This window comes from Enterovibrio coralii (assembly GCF_001559595.1).
GTDB lineage: Bacteria > Pseudomonadota > Gammaproteobacteria > Enterobacterales > Vibrionaceae > Enterovibrio > Enterovibrio coralii.
This window is the reverse complement of record NZ_LNTY01000006.1, coordinates 459285-474549: the sequence shown is the minus strand read 5'-3', so window position 1 is coordinate 474549 and position 15265 is coordinate 459285. Positions and strand designations below refer to the sequence as shown.

The 15265-nt window shown below is 44.6% G+C and carries 16 protein-coding genes and 2 pseudogenes; 12 read left to right on the top strand and 6 right to left on the bottom strand.

Annotated elements, in window-relative coordinates; genetic code table 11:
• The first annotated feature begins 736 nt into the window (after positions 1 to 736).
• On the top strand, positions 737 to 1234 hold the full coding sequence (locus ATN88_RS02905; protein WP_067411184.1) for a hypothetical protein: 498 nt from the start codon (positions 737 to 739) through the stop codon (positions 1232 to 1234).
• Positions 1235 to 1278: 44 nt separating this feature from the next.
• Here ATN88_RS02905 and ATN88_RS02900 read toward each other — a convergent pair.
• Positions 1279 to 3089: pseudogene (locus ATN88_RS02900) on the bottom strand (trans-sulfuration enzyme family protein).
• A gap of 178 nt (positions 3090 to 3267) precedes the next feature.
• Between ATN88_RS02900 and ATN88_RS02895 the strand changes: the two are divergent.
• From ATN88_RS02895 to ATN88_RS02885, 3 genes are all read left to right on the top strand, one after another.
• Entirely contained in the window at positions 3268 to 3720 is a 453-nt protein-coding gene (locus ATN88_RS02895) for an Lrp/AsnC family transcriptional regulator (protein WP_198158320.1), read from the top strand.
• Between the two features lie 78 nt (positions 3721 to 3798).
• Complete coding sequence (gene parS, locus ATN88_RS02890) at positions 3799 to 4221, top strand: type II RES/Xre toxin-antitoxin system antitoxin (protein ID WP_067411179.1); 423 nt, start codon at positions 3799 to 3801, stop codon at positions 4219 to 4221.
• Positions 4221 to 4682, top strand: coding sequence for an RES family NAD+ phosphorylase (locus ATN88_RS02885; protein WP_067411176.1), 462 nt, complete (start codon positions 4221 to 4223; stop codon positions 4680 to 4682). The genes parS and ATN88_RS02885 overlap by 1 nt, the downstream gene beginning before the upstream one ends.
• Positions 4683 to 4747: 65 nt before the next feature.
• Here ATN88_RS02885 and ATN88_RS02880 read toward each other — a convergent pair whose 3' ends face one another.
• The gene (locus ATN88_RS02880; RefSeq protein ID WP_067411174.1) at positions 4748 to 5344 is read right to left on the bottom strand and encodes an ATP-dependent Clp protease proteolytic subunit; all 597 of its coding nucleotides are present in this window, start codon (positions 5342 to 5344) and stop codon (positions 4748 to 4750) included.
• A gap of 633 nt (positions 5345 to 5977) precedes the next feature.
• On the opposite strand from ATN88_RS02880, the gene ATN88_RS02875 reads away from it, so the two are divergent.
• The gene (locus tag ATN88_RS02875; RefSeq protein WP_067411172.1) at positions 5978 to 6358 is read left to right on the top strand and encodes a YgiW/YdeI family stress tolerance OB fold protein; all 381 of its coding nucleotides are present in this window, start codon (positions 5978 to 5980) and stop codon (positions 6356 to 6358) included.
• Positions 6359 to 7367: 1009 nt separating this feature from the next.
• Here the strand turns inward: ATN88_RS02875 and ATN88_RS02870 are convergent.
• Positions 7368 to 7745, bottom strand: a pseudogene (locus ATN88_RS02870) (GFA family protein).
• Between the two features lie 33 nt (positions 7746 to 7778).
• Here ATN88_RS02870 and ATN88_RS02865 point away from each other — a divergent pair.
• The 4 genes from ATN88_RS02865 (at position 7779) to ATN88_RS02850 (ending at position 11784) form a co-directional block, all read left to right on the top strand.
• A complete protein-coding gene (locus ATN88_RS02865; RefSeq protein ID WP_157490644.1) occupies positions 7779 to 9323 on the top strand; it encodes a hypothetical protein in 1545 nt (514 codons plus the stop codon).
• A 213-nt stretch (positions 9324 to 9536) separates the two neighbouring features.
• Complete coding sequence (locus tag ATN88_RS02860; RefSeq protein WP_067411165.1) at positions 9537 to 9902, top strand: YgiW/YdeI family stress tolerance OB fold protein; 366 nt, start codon at positions 9537 to 9539, stop codon at positions 9900 to 9902.
• 6 nt (positions 9903 to 9908) lie between these two features.
• A complete protein-coding gene (locus ATN88_RS02855) occupies positions 9909 to 10559 on the top strand; it encodes an AcfA family outer membrane beta-barrel protein (RefSeq protein ID WP_067411160.1) in 651 nt (216 codons plus the stop codon).
• Between the two features lie 397 nt (positions 10560 to 10956).
• A complete protein-coding gene (locus ATN88_RS02850) occupies positions 10957 to 11784 on the top strand; it encodes a delta-class carbonic anhydrase (protein WP_232312768.1) in 828 nt (275 codons plus the stop codon).
• Between the two features lie 64 nt (positions 11785 to 11848).
• On the opposite strand, the gene ATN88_RS02845 is transcribed toward ATN88_RS02850, so the two are convergent.
• Positions 11849 to 12070 carry a DUF6500 family protein gene (locus tag ATN88_RS02845; protein ID WP_067411151.1) on the bottom strand — a complete coding sequence of 74 codons (222 nt, stop codon included), beginning with the start codon at positions 12068 to 12070 and terminating at the stop codon, positions 11849 to 11851.
• Positions 12071 to 12247: 177 nt separating this feature from the next.
• On the opposite strand from ATN88_RS02845, the gene ATN88_RS02840 reads away from it, so the two are divergent.
• From ATN88_RS02840 to ATN88_RS02830, 3 genes are all read left to right on the top strand, one after another.
• Complete coding sequence (locus ATN88_RS02840) at positions 12248 to 12655, top strand: ACT domain-containing protein (protein WP_067411148.1); 408 nt, start codon at positions 12248 to 12250, stop codon at positions 12653 to 12655.
• Between the two features lie 245 nt (positions 12656 to 12900).
• Positions 12901 to 13458: a DJ-1/PfpI family protein gene (locus ATN88_RS02835; RefSeq protein WP_067411144.1), complete on the top strand. Its 558-nt coding sequence runs from the start codon at positions 12901 to 12903 to the stop codon at positions 13456 to 13458.
• A gap of 45 nt (positions 13459 to 13503) precedes the next feature.
• Complete coding sequence (locus ATN88_RS02830; protein WP_067411140.1) at positions 13504 to 13872, top strand: ribbon-helix-helix domain-containing protein; 369 nt, start codon at positions 13504 to 13506, stop codon at positions 13870 to 13872.
• 13 nt (positions 13873 to 13885) lie between these two features.
• Here the strand turns inward: ATN88_RS02830 and ATN88_RS02825 are convergent, their stop codons facing one another.
• Together ATN88_RS02825 and ATN88_RS02820 are read right to left on the bottom strand one after the other, a co-directional pair.
• Positions 13886 to 14197 carry a hypothetical protein gene (locus ATN88_RS02825; RefSeq protein WP_067411136.1) on the bottom strand — a complete coding sequence of 104 codons (312 nt, stop codon included), beginning with the start codon at positions 14195 to 14197 and terminating at the stop codon, positions 13886 to 13888.
• A 75-nt stretch (positions 14198 to 14272) separates the two neighbouring features.
• Complete coding sequence (locus ATN88_RS02820; RefSeq protein ID WP_067411131.1) at positions 14273 to 15190, bottom strand: cation transporter; 918 nt, start codon at positions 15188 to 15190, stop codon at positions 14273 to 14275.
• Positions 15191 to 15265 lie beyond the last annotated feature (75 nt).

The window sequence follows — 15265 nt, the reverse complement described above, 5'->3', positions numbered from 1 at the left end:
TGCTTTCAATTGTCAATCCAATGCGGCATGTTGCATTTGTGTTAACATTTATTGCGCCGCGGATTATTTCACGTATAAACATATTTGCAATATATTTCGACCTCTAACTTATTCCTTTTTTTTAAGTGGATATCGAGCTCACACTTTTCTGATTTAATAATGGGTTCATAATTTTTACTGCGAATTAAATGGCGTAGAACTTTTCATGCAATATATGTTTGGAAAACAAGGCTGACTTTTATTTGATAGCAAGGCCGTTGTGCTGTGCACTTGTGCAATCAATGGCTTATGGGCGTTGGCGTAGAATGTAAAGAGAAGGTGGATGCTGATTTCTATTGCTTGAAAACTAAGAGGTATTTTGAGGTGTCTAGAGTCTCAATATAAAGACATATTCAAATTAATAATAAATTAGTACTCAATGAAAAAAGTGCCATTTAGAATTGTTACAGTCAAAGTCTCACTAATGAGTCACTCTTTCCCGTCTTAATTTCTACTTCAGAGATAGAATAATAACTTCGTACAAAACCCATGATTTAGTTTTAGTTATTGAATACTTAATCAATAGAGTTGAATTTAATTTTATGGTGTTTTTGACTTGTGCAATTTAGGGAACGTGTTTAATTACTTTCGAAAAGGCCCGCATGTGCGTACAGAACATTTTTTAAAATACATACGCAGCACAAATGGAAAGGGCTTGAATTATCAGCGCGTTATTGCGCCGATATGGAGCGTTCAAATGCAGCGAATGTTGATGGCCGTAGCATTGATCATTGTGTTGTCCATCATTGGTTTGGTGTTCGAGCGTTCAAGTCGAGATACCGAAGCGGTCGTAAAAAAGAATATTCATTCACTCTCATCTATCGCTTTAGATATGGTAAAGGCGCAAACCGCCCTTGAAGCAACTGATGGCATTATTCTAACCCCTGCACAAGTTACGCGTTTGGAAGAAACCATGGTGAATGCATTGTCCGTCAAGGCGAGCGGTTTCGATGCGTCAAGGCTGGGAATGAAGATTGAGATTGTGACCGCGCGTAGCCGGTTACAACCGAGCAGAGAGCTACACCGTTTTGGAAAGTGGTACTGTGAACCTGATATGCAATTAATGCTGAAAGTCAGCGAGTTGCAACGGATTCAACTCTTGGAAGAGGGCATCTATCCATTGTTTCAGGTAACCATGTGCTATGTGAATAGCGATGGCTCCATGACAAAATCAAGCGCGTCTTCCCTCGATTAAAACGGACAGACGCGAATGATTAACGCCAACTTGGGAATAACGCACTATTGCAAAAGCGTCGAATATTCTGGCAGTGATTCGACGAATCTTTGGTGAACGTCCAAATAAGTTCGTTTATATATTTCGTCGATTTTATCTGGAGAAGGGAACGCAGAAGAAAAATCTGGATGTTTCTCGTTTATCGACATTTCCGCTGCTCTCTGAATATGCGTCAAAAACGCCCTTGGATCTTCTAACCCCACAGCGATTCGCATTGTCGTGGGCTTAATGCCTGCCGCATCGAGCGCATCATCACTTAATTCAGAATGCGTGGTCATTGCAGGGCAAAGGGCTACTGTGTTTGTTTGCCCCAAGCTCACTTGCATACCGATGGCCGGTTCTAGCATGTCGAAAAAACGTTTGAACACGTCTTTATTAATTGGCGAGCGTCCCTGAGAGCCTTCCATATCGATAGTGAACAATGCAGCAGGCAAGCCTAAAACCATGTTGTCTTGCATCAAGGCATAGTTAGGGTTATCCGGTAGCGCAGGGCATGACACGTTGATGTCTGGGTGCATTTGGAAAACACGAGCAAGTGTCAGAGTGTTGATGGTTTTCTGGAGCACACGCATTTCGTACGTCTTCATGCCATTGAGCACTTCAAAGGCTTTGTCGGCATCCAAAAAAGCACCTTTGATGTAATAGACATTCCAGAATAGGGTTTCATCCCAGTTGATGGTCTTTTCTTCGCCGTTGTAGTCGCTAATAGTGACGCTGTCACCTTTTGGAATAAACATGTCTTCATTACGTCCAATAACCACGCCAGCCGTTGTAGTACCTGAGCCCGCGAGTTCTTTGGTGTAGGAGTGAATGACAAAATCAGGACGCTCAACAGGGTCATCGCGCTTCAACACAGGATGAAGGAAAGGAGTGCCTACAGTTGTGTCTGTGATCACTCGGCAACGATGAGCATGTGCTGATTTACAGATGCCAGCCACATCCAAAACATAACCGTGCGGGTTACAAGGGCTCTCAATGTAGATGTAGATTTGTCGTCCCGCCGCAATGCGATCAGCATACTTATCCTTGGTTTGCGCGATGGCGTTTTCAAAAGCATCGGCGTCATATCCGTCGACCCATTCCACGGCGACATCAAGGTTGGATGACTTGCCATACCAATCATGCAGCAATTGATAAGAGCACCGTAGACATTGCGAGAGGCGATAACGATGTCTTCACGACCTAACAGATGGCTAAGCAAACCATCGATTGCCGCCATGCCAGAGTTGAAGTTCCACGCCAAGTATTGATCTGCAAGCTTGCCCGCTTCTAAATCCACGATGTGATTGGCAAGACTGATCGACGTTGGGTTTAACAATCGTGAGTAGATGTCATGCAACGGCTCTCTGCCATTAAAGGCATCTTCCACCCATTCGGTACAGGCAAACAGATACGTGGCTGTTCGTGTGATAACTGGGCTGGCTGAAAAGATCGCGGCGACATTATCAAAAATGGGGTATGCGCCTTTCGAAGCAAAATGGCCGTTTTGTGTCGCGATCGATTGATACGTTGCGCGCATCGGGTTTTGGAGATTGTCCAACACCTTTGCAAGCTGAAATGAAAGAAAGCGCTTGGCGTTAAACCAGGCAATGCGGTCATTTTTATCAAGCTCGGAAAGGCCGTCTAGCGTGATAGCCCACAAGTCATGAGTATGGTGATTGGCTTGGTAGAGTGTTGTGGCGAGAGAAACCAAAGCTTGACCGTAATCAGTTTGTGTATCGATACCAAAGTGTTCGGCTTGCTCCATCGCCAACGCTTCTGCACTTTCGAATTTGGTCGTTTTTCTTAACGGACTGAGCTGTGTGGCTTTGTTCATGATTTTCTCCTTTAAACCGTCTTCACGTTCTTTTTTTAAAAACTTAGCAAAGCCGTGGTTCATAAAAATTGCGAATAGTGGCGTCAATAACGAGTTAGTTGGCATATCCTGCTAATAGATGAAGGCTAATGTGCGCAGTTATTGCTGCTTGGGAGAAAATCAGAAAATGGACATCAAGCTGGACAACATAGACAGAAAAATCCTTAGCGAACTCCAACGAGAAGGAAGGCTCACCAATCAAGAATTGTCAGACCGGATTTCATTGTCACCGTCGCCGTGTTTACGCAGGGTGCGGGCCCTGGAAAAGAAAGGCATCATCACCGGCTATCATGCCCACATCGATCAGGAAAAGTGCGGTCTGCCCATCAACGTGTTTGTCTTGGTAAAGCTTGAGAAACCCACTGAAGAAAACATGCAGAGTTTTGAAGCTTTGATCAATCAGATGGATGAAGTGTTGGAGTGTTACCTGATGACGGGCACACACGACTATCTGCTGCATGTTGTGAGTGAATCGCTGAAGACATATGAACGCTTCATACGCAGAGAGCTAACGCGTCTTCCAAACATTGCCGCGATTGAATCCAGCTTTGCTTTTGGACAGGTAAAGAAACGCACCAAACTGCCTATCTAGGTTGTGCCTGCAACAAGTGACGCTTTACAATGCGACAAATGGCGCACATAATTTAACCATAGTGAGATGGAGGCAAGTATGTACGCAGAACAGTTACTCTCTCTTGGCGTGGTCAAAAAGGGGCAGGTGATTAATCAGGATACTGAGCTGGAAATCATCCGTCATGGCCTAAGTGTCAAACACGCACGCAAAGTGATGAAAGACATGGCAATGACCAGTGGCGAATGGGTTTCACTCATTGGCTTGAGTCCCCGTAGCCTTCAGCGCAAAAGTGATACCGATTTACTGACGCCATCTCAGTCCGAGAAAACACTGGCGATCCGCCGCGTGGTTGATTTAGCGGTAGATTACTATGGCGACAGAAAAACCGCCTTAGATTGGCTGAAAACACCTCAAGTCGCATTTGGTGGTAAGTCTGCCATTGATTACCTGGATACCAACACGGGTATTCAGTATGTCGAAACCATTCTTAACAGGCTGATGCATGGAATGACGGCCTGATGGAAGTATTCAGGTTATCAGTTAAAAAGTTTGCCGACCTCAGCGGCATGGGCGGTATGTTTGCGTCCGGTCGTTGGCATCAAAAAGGGCAACCTATCGTTTATACCGCAGGCTCACGTTCATTGGCCGCGCTTGAACGTTTCGTTCATGAAAGCCCAGTACAAATGCCGCAATTGGTGATGATGACACTCTACATTCCTGACGATATCGCCATTAAGCGTGTCAGTGAGAGCGAATTACCAAACGGTTGGGATGCGGTGCCTGATGCCGATGTATCGAGACTATACGGTTCGATGTGGTTGCAAGAACAACAAACCCCCGTGATTCAGCTTCCGTCTGCCATCATCGCGAGTGAATACAACTTTCTTATCAATCCTATTCATCCTGACAGTCAGAAAGTGAAGATCATCGATCAGCGCGATTTCTACTACGACAGCCGTTTGAAGAAGATGATGCGATAGGGGATCTGTATCTCGAATAGAAAAGCGGGCCGAGTTAGCCCGCTTTTTTGTTTTTGACGCAATACTTAGCGAATTTCAGAGATGTTGCTGACGACCTTGGCCACCAGTCCATAATCGATAGCTTGCGCGGGATCCATCCAATAGTTGTAGTCAGTGTCTTGCTCGACTTGTTCTAATGGTTTGCCCGTTGCATCACTGATCAGTTTGTTGATCCTTGCGCGAATTCGGAGCAGTTCATTCGCTTCAATCTCGATGTTCGAGGCTTTGCCATTCACCTGACCGAGAGGCTGATGAATCATAAAGCGCGTATTTGGCAGACAATAGCGGTCTTCTTTTTCAGCGGCGATGTATATCGTCACACCCGCACTAGCCACCCAACCGGTGCCAATCACAATCACTTTCGGTCTGACGAATTTGATCATGTCATGAATGGTATCGCCGGCTTCGACATGGCCACCTTGGCTGTTAATGTAGAGATAGATAGGGTCATCGTTGATCTCTTGAAGGATCAGCAATTGCGTTGAAACACGCTGCGCCAACTCTTGATTCACTTCACCGGAGATGATGATAGAGCGCGAGTTAATCAGTTTTTCCTCAAGCCCCAAGCCTTTGGTTTTGTCTTTGCTGTTCTCCGCGTCTTCTTGTTTGTCGTTAAGCACCATAGCAAGTTATCCCATAAATGATTTGGATGTGCGCCTGACGCACACCTGATTATTGTTTGCTAAGTAACTGACTGCTAGAACGGTTACTGAAAGGGCGTCTAGTTATGAAAACGGCCAATAGTTTTAAAGTTGCCGTTGTCTATTAATCAGCGTAAGACGGGTTTGTGCAAACGCAAAAACGCGGTAAGAAAATTGGATAAGGTTCGAAAAAGAAAATCAAGATTGTGCAAACTCGTCATTTGCAGGATATGGCCCAGATGACGAATCAAGCAACAAGTGCGAAGCACGATAAGCTGAATTGAAAAAGAAGCTAAGCTGCGCGAACTTAATCTAGCATTCCATGAAGCATTGCTAGAAGGCTCGCTAAAGAAGGTTGAGCGTCCCAAACCCAAGAAGCGAGAGCAACGCTCTAGCTTTTAGAAACACAGACAGTAGAGAACCAGATTTCGCGTAGCTGCATACTATATTTAACATAATATAAATAATGCGAACATTGATGGTGATTAGTTCAATACATTCAGTTGGTTAAGTCTGAATCCTAAACCTTACAAAAACGTAAAGTGACTCGCAAAATAATCCGTTGTAGATTTGCACTGTCTCTACTTTGAGAATCTTTCATTAACGAGGTTATTTATGAAAACGTATTTTTGTGCTGCTGCTTTAATCCTTGGAACAACCCTTTCTGCTGGCGCATTTGCTAACAATGTTGTCTCTCCAGCTATGGGCGGTTTTTCTGGTCCCGTCAATGCGATTGGTACGGTCAAAGCCGTTTTAGATGCGGGTATGTTCAGTGATGATCAACCTGTATCACTCACTGGTTATATTGCTCAATCTCTCGGTGGTGAAATCTATACCTTTCAGGATGATACAGGCGTGATTAATATTGAGATTGACCATGATAAATGGTTTGGTCAGCAAGTAACGCCAAAAACTAAAGTCGCTATCCTGGGCGAAATTGACAAAGAGTTTAACTACACAACGATTGATGTAGATAGCATTCGAATCATTCAGTGATACATACAAAAAAGCCCACGTTATGTGGGCTTCTTACTGAGAACCGGTTACACCGTTGTCTCTTTGATACCTGCCTTGAACTCGATACTAATGATCACTTTTCCAGTTCAGCCGCTTTGTCTTAAAGCACTTTAAGGAATTCTTGCTGGAAGTTATAAGTAAACTCTAGCAGGACGGCATGGGGCAGCACAATCACGCATCTTAGGGAACTACGCGCCGCTTCTGTCTCTGAGGATGATTCTAAGTTAGGAGATCGGCTTGTGCCTCGCTGCGCGCTTGCTTCTATGCCTTGCAGGCACAAAAAAAACCCAGCTAAGGGAGGCTTAGCTGGGCAAAAGTATCAAAAGTAGACTTTGTTATTGGCAGAGAAACTTATTTCATTTGCGAGGTGAAATCTACCCTAACCCACTAACATAAGCATCCCGAGTGATAGAGAAATGCGTAATATTGATTGTAATGTGCGTGAGTTGTTTAACTAGGGCGTGCCATTGATTGTTAAACATAAAAAAAACCCAGCTAAGGAGGATTAGCTGGGCAAGGAGTTATCAACAGAGAATAATTATTATCGAGGAAAGTTTAATAAAATCTTCCGAGGCTTAATGTAATGCAGTACATTAATATAAGCACCCTTTTGAGCGTTTTGTTGCACAATATAACGATAATAGTTCGCATTATGGCCATTATGTTACGGGCTTCTCGTTGAAAAGCGATTCTCCTTCCTAGGCATTACGAACGGTGCGGACTTATTCGGATTGAGCCAAGTCTTTCGCCCACTCTTTTCGGCCTCGTCTGCTTGCGGCAATCCCTCAACATAACAGCAGACCATATAAAGCGTAGTTAAGGGTTGGGTTTTAACATCTATCGAGATGGCGTGATTTACGCTAACCCTTGTGTCTATGCTTTGCCATAGCTTTTGTCTTGATTCTCCCACAGCCTTGTTTGAGTGCTGTGGGAATTTATCGCGTTTACGGATTGTATCTTGCAGAGATTTTAAATGTCGAATGCTGCTTTATGGCTGTGGCCCAAAGTACGCCATGATCTCTGCAGTTGTCATTTCTTTGGTTTCGTTGCTGAAGCAGTAATAACTTGGTCGCGCGTCGCTGAAGTACTGCATGTCCATTTCCAAGTCTGGTATATCTGCAAACAAACCCACTGGCATGTTGTACTCACCTGAAGAACAAATGTGTGCCGCATTGGCTGCAGAATCCACGAGACGCCCAGCTTGATGACTCGAACATGGTAATCTTGTCTTCACCTTCGATGTTAACCTTGGTTCCGCACTTCACCGCAAAATATGGCGCGCGCCCCAAGTCTGGCATGACTGACAATGGCAAACGGTAAACTTTGGATTGATGTCTTCTGCGGTAATCTTTACCTGCCCACACAGGCTGCACCACGTTGAATTCCCTAAGTTGAAGTAATGGTCACTATTTCAGAACTTAGTACACATAACTGTATGTTTATACAGTTATGTGATTTTGTGACTTGCGCTTCTCTATGTGGTTTGCATAAGTCTATTGATACTTATTACAATGATTGTCTTATTATAGAGACATTATTTGGAGCAAGATTTTATATGTCTGAAAATAATTTATTAGAGTTGATTGAAGCCTGTAAGTCTCTAAAAGATCAGATTAAAAATGCAAGTATACCTGGAGCAAATTTTGATCAGCAATATGGTTGGAACCAAGTGGCTTTGGGGAAAACCGAAGTTGAATATTTAATCACAAACTTAATTACTAGATTGGAAAATTACGGTGAAGCTGAGCTTACCGAAAATTTCAGCCATGCTCTACCTCGCCATATTGACAACATAAAAAGACTAGAGAGCACATCTAGATCATATTTTAATAATAATGCAGGACATCTAGTTTCTTTTGTTCCAGTTTTGATTAATACAATTCTAGTAACAATCGATGATGTCGTTTCTGAACTTTACTCTTGGGAAAACTTAAACGATAGCGATTTACTACCTTCAAAGATAAAAAGAAAGTTAACAAATTACGCAAACTTGTTTGATAAGTTTGATGCCAATGTAAAAGATCTCGATAAAAAGATTGAAATAATCAACTCTGCACACAGTACGGCTGAAAACCTTCCTACCGTTATAGAGGAGTTGATTGAAGCGAGAAAAACCATTGATACTGAGATAAAAAAAGCAAAAGAAACAAACCGAGAAATAATGGAGTGTAGCGTTGAGATAAATGGAATATTAAGCAAGCTGAAGGAATTATCACTAGAGGCAGATTCTGAGCTATCTAAGACATCCGGTTATGCGAATGCATCTAAAGAACTGGCAGATCAATGCAAAGACTACCTTAATGTGACAACAACTCATGGTTTAGCATCAGGATTTGACCAAAAAGCAAAAGAACTAAAAAAATCAATAAATCTATGGCTTTGTAGTCTCTTAGCAGCTTTAACAATAGGTGGATTCATAGGATTTGACCGGGTTAGCGATATGCAAAACCTCCTGATGCCAAGCACCACGCCTGGACAGTATTTTGTCCAAATACTAGTTTCAATTTTTTCTATAGGTGGCCCACTTTGGTTAGCATGGATTTCAACGCAGCAGATAAATCAGAGATTTAAGCTTTCAGAAGATTACTCGTATAAGGCTACTGTTGCTAAATCATTTGTTGGTTTTCAAGAGATCGCTGTTCGATTTGGCGATGGTTCAGAACAGCGACTATTCAAATCAACGCTTGACCGACTTGATGAAATGCCACTCAGATTAGTGGAAGGTAAAGATTACAATAGTCCATGGCATGAGCTTTTAGATTCTGACGCTTTTAAGCAAGCTTTACATATGGTTCCATCTTTAGCTAAAGAAGTTGGGCGTTTCTCTCAAAGAACTAAACTAAGAACATCTGGAAAACCTGAAAATAAGGTTAGGAAACCTTCTCTAGTTAACAGTGAAAAAACGGAATCAAATGATTCTGATAGCAATACTCATGTAAGCTAATTCAACTACATTTGGCTGCGTATATCCAATATACGCAGCCAATCGATAGAAAACACGTTCCAATCCAATCCCATACCAGATCTCCCTACCCTAAATCTCCTTTTATTCTGCAACTTTACATTCCAATACTGCTCAGTGACAGGCGTCGCCGCGCGGGCGTACACTCCAACTGTCTCAAAAATAACAATAAAGCAGTATCAAACGGAGTTTCTTATGAAAACTAAATACTATGCAGTTGCTTTGATCCTCGGTTCTTCTCTTTTCAACCCAGCATTTGCTGCGACCAATACCCAAGCGGTTAACAACGCGAAAGCAACGACCTCAGTGGCGTCTGTGTTGCAATCAAACGCTGCGCAAGATGACCAAGACGTTGTGTTGACTGGCTACATCGTGGATTCACTGGGCGATGAGATGTACACCTTCAAAGATTCAACTGGCGTGATCAGCGTTGAAATCGATGATGAAGACATGGCCGCGATTGAAATCGACCCAACAACGGAAGTGACTTTGGTGGGTGAAATCGACGTTGAGCCAACTGCAACCACCATTGCTGTTGATAACGTACTGCTGGCGAAGTAACTCGCCATGTTGAAGAAAGCACTTATCGCGGTGCCAGCGTTAATGCTGTCAGGTGTGGTGATGGCGCAACCCTATGTATCTCTAGGTTATGGATACAACGCGTTGTCTCATGATAATTCCGTGGCGTTCAGCGACGGAACCACCCTCACCCCAGACAGTTCTGACAACATCTGGGCGGGAACCTTGGGTTACCGTTTTGACAATAACTTCGGTGTTGAGCTGGGCTACCGCCAGTTCGATGCCAACGATTCACGCAGCAAAGTGATTAGCGTCGTGAACAATACCCAAACTGAAGACGAATGGGATGCTGATTTAAAAGCAAAACAGTTCGTGGTGATGCCAGTGTATTTTCATGATGTGACGGACAAGCTGCGCGTTAAAGGTGGTGTTGGCCTGACGTACACCACATACAAAACCACAGGCTCGGTCTCGAGAGAAACAGAGAATGAAGTGACGGATACGGAATCTTCTATCTCTCACCCAAGCATTTCGGTGTCCAACGGACAGAAAACCGAAAACAGCGTGGGCATGGCTTTGAACCTGGGTACGGAGTATGAGGTTTACGACGGGCTTTACCTTGGTGCAAACGCTGGGTTCCAGTTTGACGATGTAGCAAACAATACTCAGTTACTTGGCACTGTTGCTTACTACTTCTGATCGCCAAATGACCCGCACGCCGCGGGTCATTTTTTCACATCACGCATCTATTTCTCTGATCTCCACGCCCTTTTCAGCGTCTGCTGCCGCCTGCGTTTTACATCACCACGCTGTCTACTATATTGAACATGCAAAGTATGAGCTTTCGCACAAGTGCATACGGTGTTCATACAAAACTTTGCCTTAATAAAGAGATTTTAGCTGCCTTAATGGCAGCGGTTATCAAAATGAAAACCAACATTCGATATGTTTGTATAGGATTGGACGCCTATTTGACAGTTGAAGCTATGAGGTTGTTGTTTCAACGGAAATGTCTGGATAGCACTACCCAATAAATCAATCTATAAAGTCAATCTATAAGGGAATAACTCCAATGAAAGCAAGCAACCTTTGCATCATGACATTGGCAATGACGGCGTCTTTTGGCGTTTTCGCGAAAAGCACGACAGTTTCAGACGCGGTCATTTCGGAGCAGCGTGAAGAACTGGCAGAAAACACAGAAGGTGAAGGTTTTGGCCCGCAATCACCACGTGACATCGACTCTGCGGGCGGCAGCAATGCCGTGGTGTTTAGCCGCGCGCCTTCTTATACCGAGATGAACCTGTGTAATATCCACTTTCATAAGAACGCCGAGCACAAAGGCGGCGAATTCACGACATACGCAGGTAACGGCGACGGCGAAGGCTACCACACTGGCTTTAAATACTCAGGCAAGCTGACGCAAGCTGAACTGGCTCCGGTTAAAGGCGAAATCTGCCCAAGTAAACACGGCGACCTGAAGCCGGGTGATACCATTGAAGTGCACTATGTTCACTCTACCGCACAAGTTGAACCAGGCCCGACCCTTGGCTCGTGTTTGAGTGATGCGAACAAAAACCCGCAGCTACGCGTAGAAACGCAAGTGTATGTGCTGGTTAACGATGACAACGCTTACGACTTTGAAGAGCTGGCAAAACACAAGGTGATTGATGGCGTGCATCAAGCCGTTGCTATTCCAGTTAACACGGGTAAGCCAATTCAATATGCGGGTTCAACAACTGGCCCTGGCTACAACGAAAAAGGCTCGCCGTTCCAAGTAACGTGGAGTGTTCGTCCTAAAGTTGCGAAGGTAAATATTGGTACGGTTGGCGAATGGTGTGAAGACAATGTGTTTGATGAAGACCATGCTCACGGCGTTCGCAACTTGGTGGTGAACAAAGACCTGCTGTCTGAAATCACGAACTAAGACGCTTTGTTTGGGCGTATCTTCTGTGATGCGCCCTATTCTTTCCTCTGGCTTTTCTCTCTGGTTACGCCGCTTCGCTTTCTACCAAGGCAATCACGTCTTTCGCTTTAACAAAATGATCGAGCTGATGCGTTTGAATCCACCACGTGGCCGCTTCCATTAACAGTATTGGGTCGTCGTTCTTGTTGGCAAAGAAGGCATAAAAAGACACATTCACGTTTTCACCCTTGGTGGCGATTTTCTTGCGACAAACCTCGATAACTTTGTGGCGTAACGACGCTCTCATTTTGATGATTCTCTCTTTAATAACAAAATACTGTATATAAACACAGTTGCCCGTAAAAAGGCCACTTTTTAGGGTTGATCAAGGTTGGCTTTCTGGAATTTGGTGTTTCATTGCCTTGTATTTTTGGTTCGTTTTGGCAAAGGTACGGGTTCTTACAAACAAAAATAATGGAATGCTATGTCGGGTATTGTCGATTTAGATGCACTGCTACGGTCAATGAAGCCTGAATTGGCACCGTATGACGTGGTCTTTTGTACGGTAGAAGGAAAACTGAAGGATTACATCGAACTCGCGCCTCTGGCGACCTTTCAAGAATCTGAAGGGCTAACCTTGGTGTTGAGCAAAGCCATGGCGGACAGTGCCAACCTGCCTTACGAAGGTGTGTTCAAGAAAATCACCCTCACGGTGCATTCCAGCCTAGAAGCGGTAGGCCTGACGGCAGCCGTTTCAACCAAATTGGCAGAAAGAGGCATCAGCGCGAACGTCATTGCCGCCTATTTTCATGACCATGTGTTTGTGCCTGCGGATAAAGCAGAACAAGCCTTGGCAGCATTGCAGGATTTTGAGAAAAGACACCTTCATTAATCGGTGATTTCCCTACGTTAAACCTGCCTTTACAGTGACGAACCTCTTATTCTTAAAGAGGTTCTTTCTGAATTCCCTTCCAAATATATTGCATGGCGCAACTGCTAGCACACCTCGGTTGAGAGGCACTTCCTCGAAATGTAATATTCACATGTTACCACCTTGTTAAATGGGTGCGTTTATATAGCTATCAACACGCGCTGGCAAAGTACTGGCGCGATTCAACCTAAAGAAGAGGAAGAAAGATGGCTAAAGTACTGATGATCACAGGTGATTTCGTCGAGGATTACGAAAACATGGTGCCTTACCAAGCACTGCTGGCAATGGGACACGAAGTGCATGCGGTTTGCCCTGACAAGCGCGCAGGCGGCACCATTGCAACCTCTGTGCATGATTTCGAAGGTGACCAGACGTACACCGAGAAACGTGGTCATAACTTCGCGCTGAATGCGGATTTTGACGCGGTATCTGCGTCTGATTTTGATGCGCTGTATATCCCTGGCGGCCGTTCTCCGGAATACCTGCGATTAAACAAAGAGGTGGTCAATCTGGTGCGTGATTTCTTTGATTCGGATAAGCCGGTTGCGTCGATTTGTCATGGTATCCAATTGCTAACGGCATCTGGTGTTGTTGAAGGCAGAAAACTGACAGCTTACCCCGCGTGTAAGCCTGAAATTGATTTGGCGCGCGGCGAGTATGTTGAGATTGCGATGGATGATGCCATCACGGACAGAAACTTGGTGACTGCCCCTGCATGGCCAGCGCACCCAGAAATGCTGAAGCAGTTTGTTGCGCTGTTTTAATTGAGCGAACGCTGTTTGCGTTAAACGAATACAAAGGAGGTCGACATGTGTCAGTTGTTTATCGGAGCGGATGAGAGATTGTGGGAAAGCCAGACTCGATCGTTGCGCATAGATGGCGTTGTCACCTCCATTCGTTTGGAGCAGTTCTACTGGAACACCCTTCAGGAAATCGCGCACCGCGATAACCTCGCCCTGAATAAGATGATCACTAACCTCTATTTTGAATCACTCGAGGCCAATCACGACATCAGCAACTTCACGTCGTTTTTGCGTGTCTGTTGCAGTCGATATCTGTCGTTGATTGCGGATGGTGCGCTTGTGAGAGACGACAAGCCGCTAAGAACGCTCGATGCCGAACCTATCTTGCAGCAAGAGAACGAACGCCGTGATGCGCGCTTGAAGCGATATCTGTGATGTTTGATAAAAGCTATTGAGTTAACACCGGTTTTCCGTTGTTCAACACAACAAAATACTCGCCTTTCATAAACACGCCCAGTATCTTTTTACTGGTGATATCTTCCCATTTGCTTTCATCGTCTGAATGGCAATAACCGTCGATGAATACCAGCTTGACGTATTGTTCGTACGTCAGCACTTCTCGGTTTACAAAACCGCCAAACGGATAGTAAAGCAAGCTGCCATCTTTTAGATAAGCAGGGATCGGATAGCCCGTTTTCTGAGGCTCTTCGTTGCGAAGCACGATAGCTTTGTAGTTGTGTCGGTATCGAATTGCTGGCATTTTCAATAATACTGTTTATATATACAGTATTATTATGCGCGATTCTCACAAACGATCAAGATCTCTTGGCAATCCTTAATCCAGAACGAGCTCCAAATCAACAAAGCTTCTTGTTTTACAAAGGCTTGAAAGGATTTCTTTTCTAACTTCCACCAAATCATCGCTCTTGTACTTAAACACTTCTGCGGTAAAGCAGACGATGATGAGATAACTGCTCCCTACTTTCATCGCCAACAGTTCTTCGCACTGTATGTCTCTGTCACTGAGTAGTCCTCGGATCGTGGTATCGATTTCCTTTTGCTCGTCTTCGTCTTTCAAACTACCGCCCATCAATTCATGGAATGCACAACGGATGAGATCTGTGGGTTGCGGCAACATCACGACACCTAAAATCACCACCACAATGGCGTCGCCAATGTAATGCAGGAAGCCTGCGGGGCCATTGATATCAACAAACTCGATAGCGATTAACGCCACACCAATAGCCGCAGACAGCACACCATCAACCAATGACGATTTGGTCTCTGCTTCTAGCAACATGCTGTTGTACTGCACTTTTCTGTTCTCGTTGCGGTAATACACGGCAAGTCCGAGACAGATAACGACCATGGCCAAGGTGTAAATCATGATGGGGCCAATAATAAGCTGCGGCGTTGGCTCGCCCTCGGCATAGCCGATGATTTTCCCGACGTTGGTCGTGATGGATGACAGCAAAACACCGAGGATCATGATGCCTTTAAACAAGGTGTACATGGACTCGCCCGCAAACTTCCCGAACGGAAAGTCGTCAGAGACTTGGGCTTTAACGCGCGTTAAACGGAGCGCAACGATAGAAGAAAGGAAAAGGATAAAAGAGAGGTTTCCATCAAGCAGCAAGGCCTCTGAACCTGACAGGTAATAGGTAATCCATCCGGAAAACGCCATCACCAAATTCGCGAGAATACTGACTTTAAGGGCTTTTTGCTCTGTGACGATTAAAGGAATGTCCTTCATAGTACGCTCACTCTCCTACTGACTGCGCTTGCCTACGCATAAGTTGTAGTTGGTGAGGTACGTATTTTTCGTCTG

Bases quoted from the DNA above. Each gene is read 5' to 3' on its own strand.
- ATN88_RS02905 (WP_067411184.1), top strand. From the start codon at position 737: ATGCAGCGAATGTTGATGGCCGTAGCATTGATCATTGTGTTGTCCATC.
- parS (WP_067411179.1), top strand. From the start codon at position 3,799: ATGTACGCAGAACAGTTACTCTCTCTTGGCGTGGTCAAAAAGGGGCAG.
- ATN88_RS02885 (WP_067411176.1), top strand. From the start codon at position 4,221: ATGGAAGTATTCAGGTTATCAGTTAAAAAGTTTGCCGACCTCAGCGGC.
- ATN88_RS02880 (WP_067411174.1), bottom strand. From the start codon at position 5,344: ATGGTGCTTAACGACAAACAAGAAGACGCGGAGAACAGCAAAGACAAA.
- ATN88_RS02875 (WP_067411172.1), top strand. From the start codon at position 5,978: ATGAAAACGTATTTTTGTGCTGCTGCTTTAATCCTTGGAACAACCCTT.
- ATN88_RS02865 (WP_157490644.1), top strand. From the start codon at position 7,779: ATGGTCACTATTTCAGAACTTAGTACACATAACTGTATGTTTATACAG.
- ATN88_RS02860 (WP_067411165.1), top strand. From the start codon at position 9,537: ATGAAAACTAAATACTATGCAGTTGCTTTGATCCTCGGTTCTTCTCTT.
- ATN88_RS02855 (WP_067411160.1), top strand. From the start codon at position 9,909: ATGTTGAAGAAAGCACTTATCGCGGTGCCAGCGTTAATGCTGTCAGGT.
- ATN88_RS02850 (WP_232312768.1), top strand. From the start codon at position 10,957: ATGACATTGGCAATGACGGCGTCTTTTGGCGTTTTCGCGAAAAGCACG.
- ATN88_RS02845 (WP_067411151.1), bottom strand. From the start codon at position 12,070: ATGAGAGCGTCGTTACGCCACAAAGTTATCGAGGTTTGTCGCAAGAAA.
- ATN88_RS02840 (WP_067411148.1), top strand. From the start codon at position 12,248: ATGTCGGGTATTGTCGATTTAGATGCACTGCTACGGTCAATGAAGCCT.
- ATN88_RS02835 (WP_067411144.1), top strand. From the start codon at position 12,901: ATGGCTAAAGTACTGATGATCACAGGTGATTTCGTCGAGGATTACGAA.
- ATN88_RS02830 (WP_067411140.1), top strand. From the start codon at position 13,504: ATGTGTCAGTTGTTTATCGGAGCGGATGAGAGATTGTGGGAAAGCCAG.
- ATN88_RS02825 (WP_067411136.1), bottom strand. From the start codon at position 14,197: ATGCCAGCAATTCGATACCGACACAACTACAAAGCTATCGTGCTTCGC.
- ATN88_RS02820 (WP_067411131.1), bottom strand. From the start codon at position 15,190: ATGAAGGACATTCCTTTAATCGTCACAGAGCAAAAAGCCCTTAAAGTC.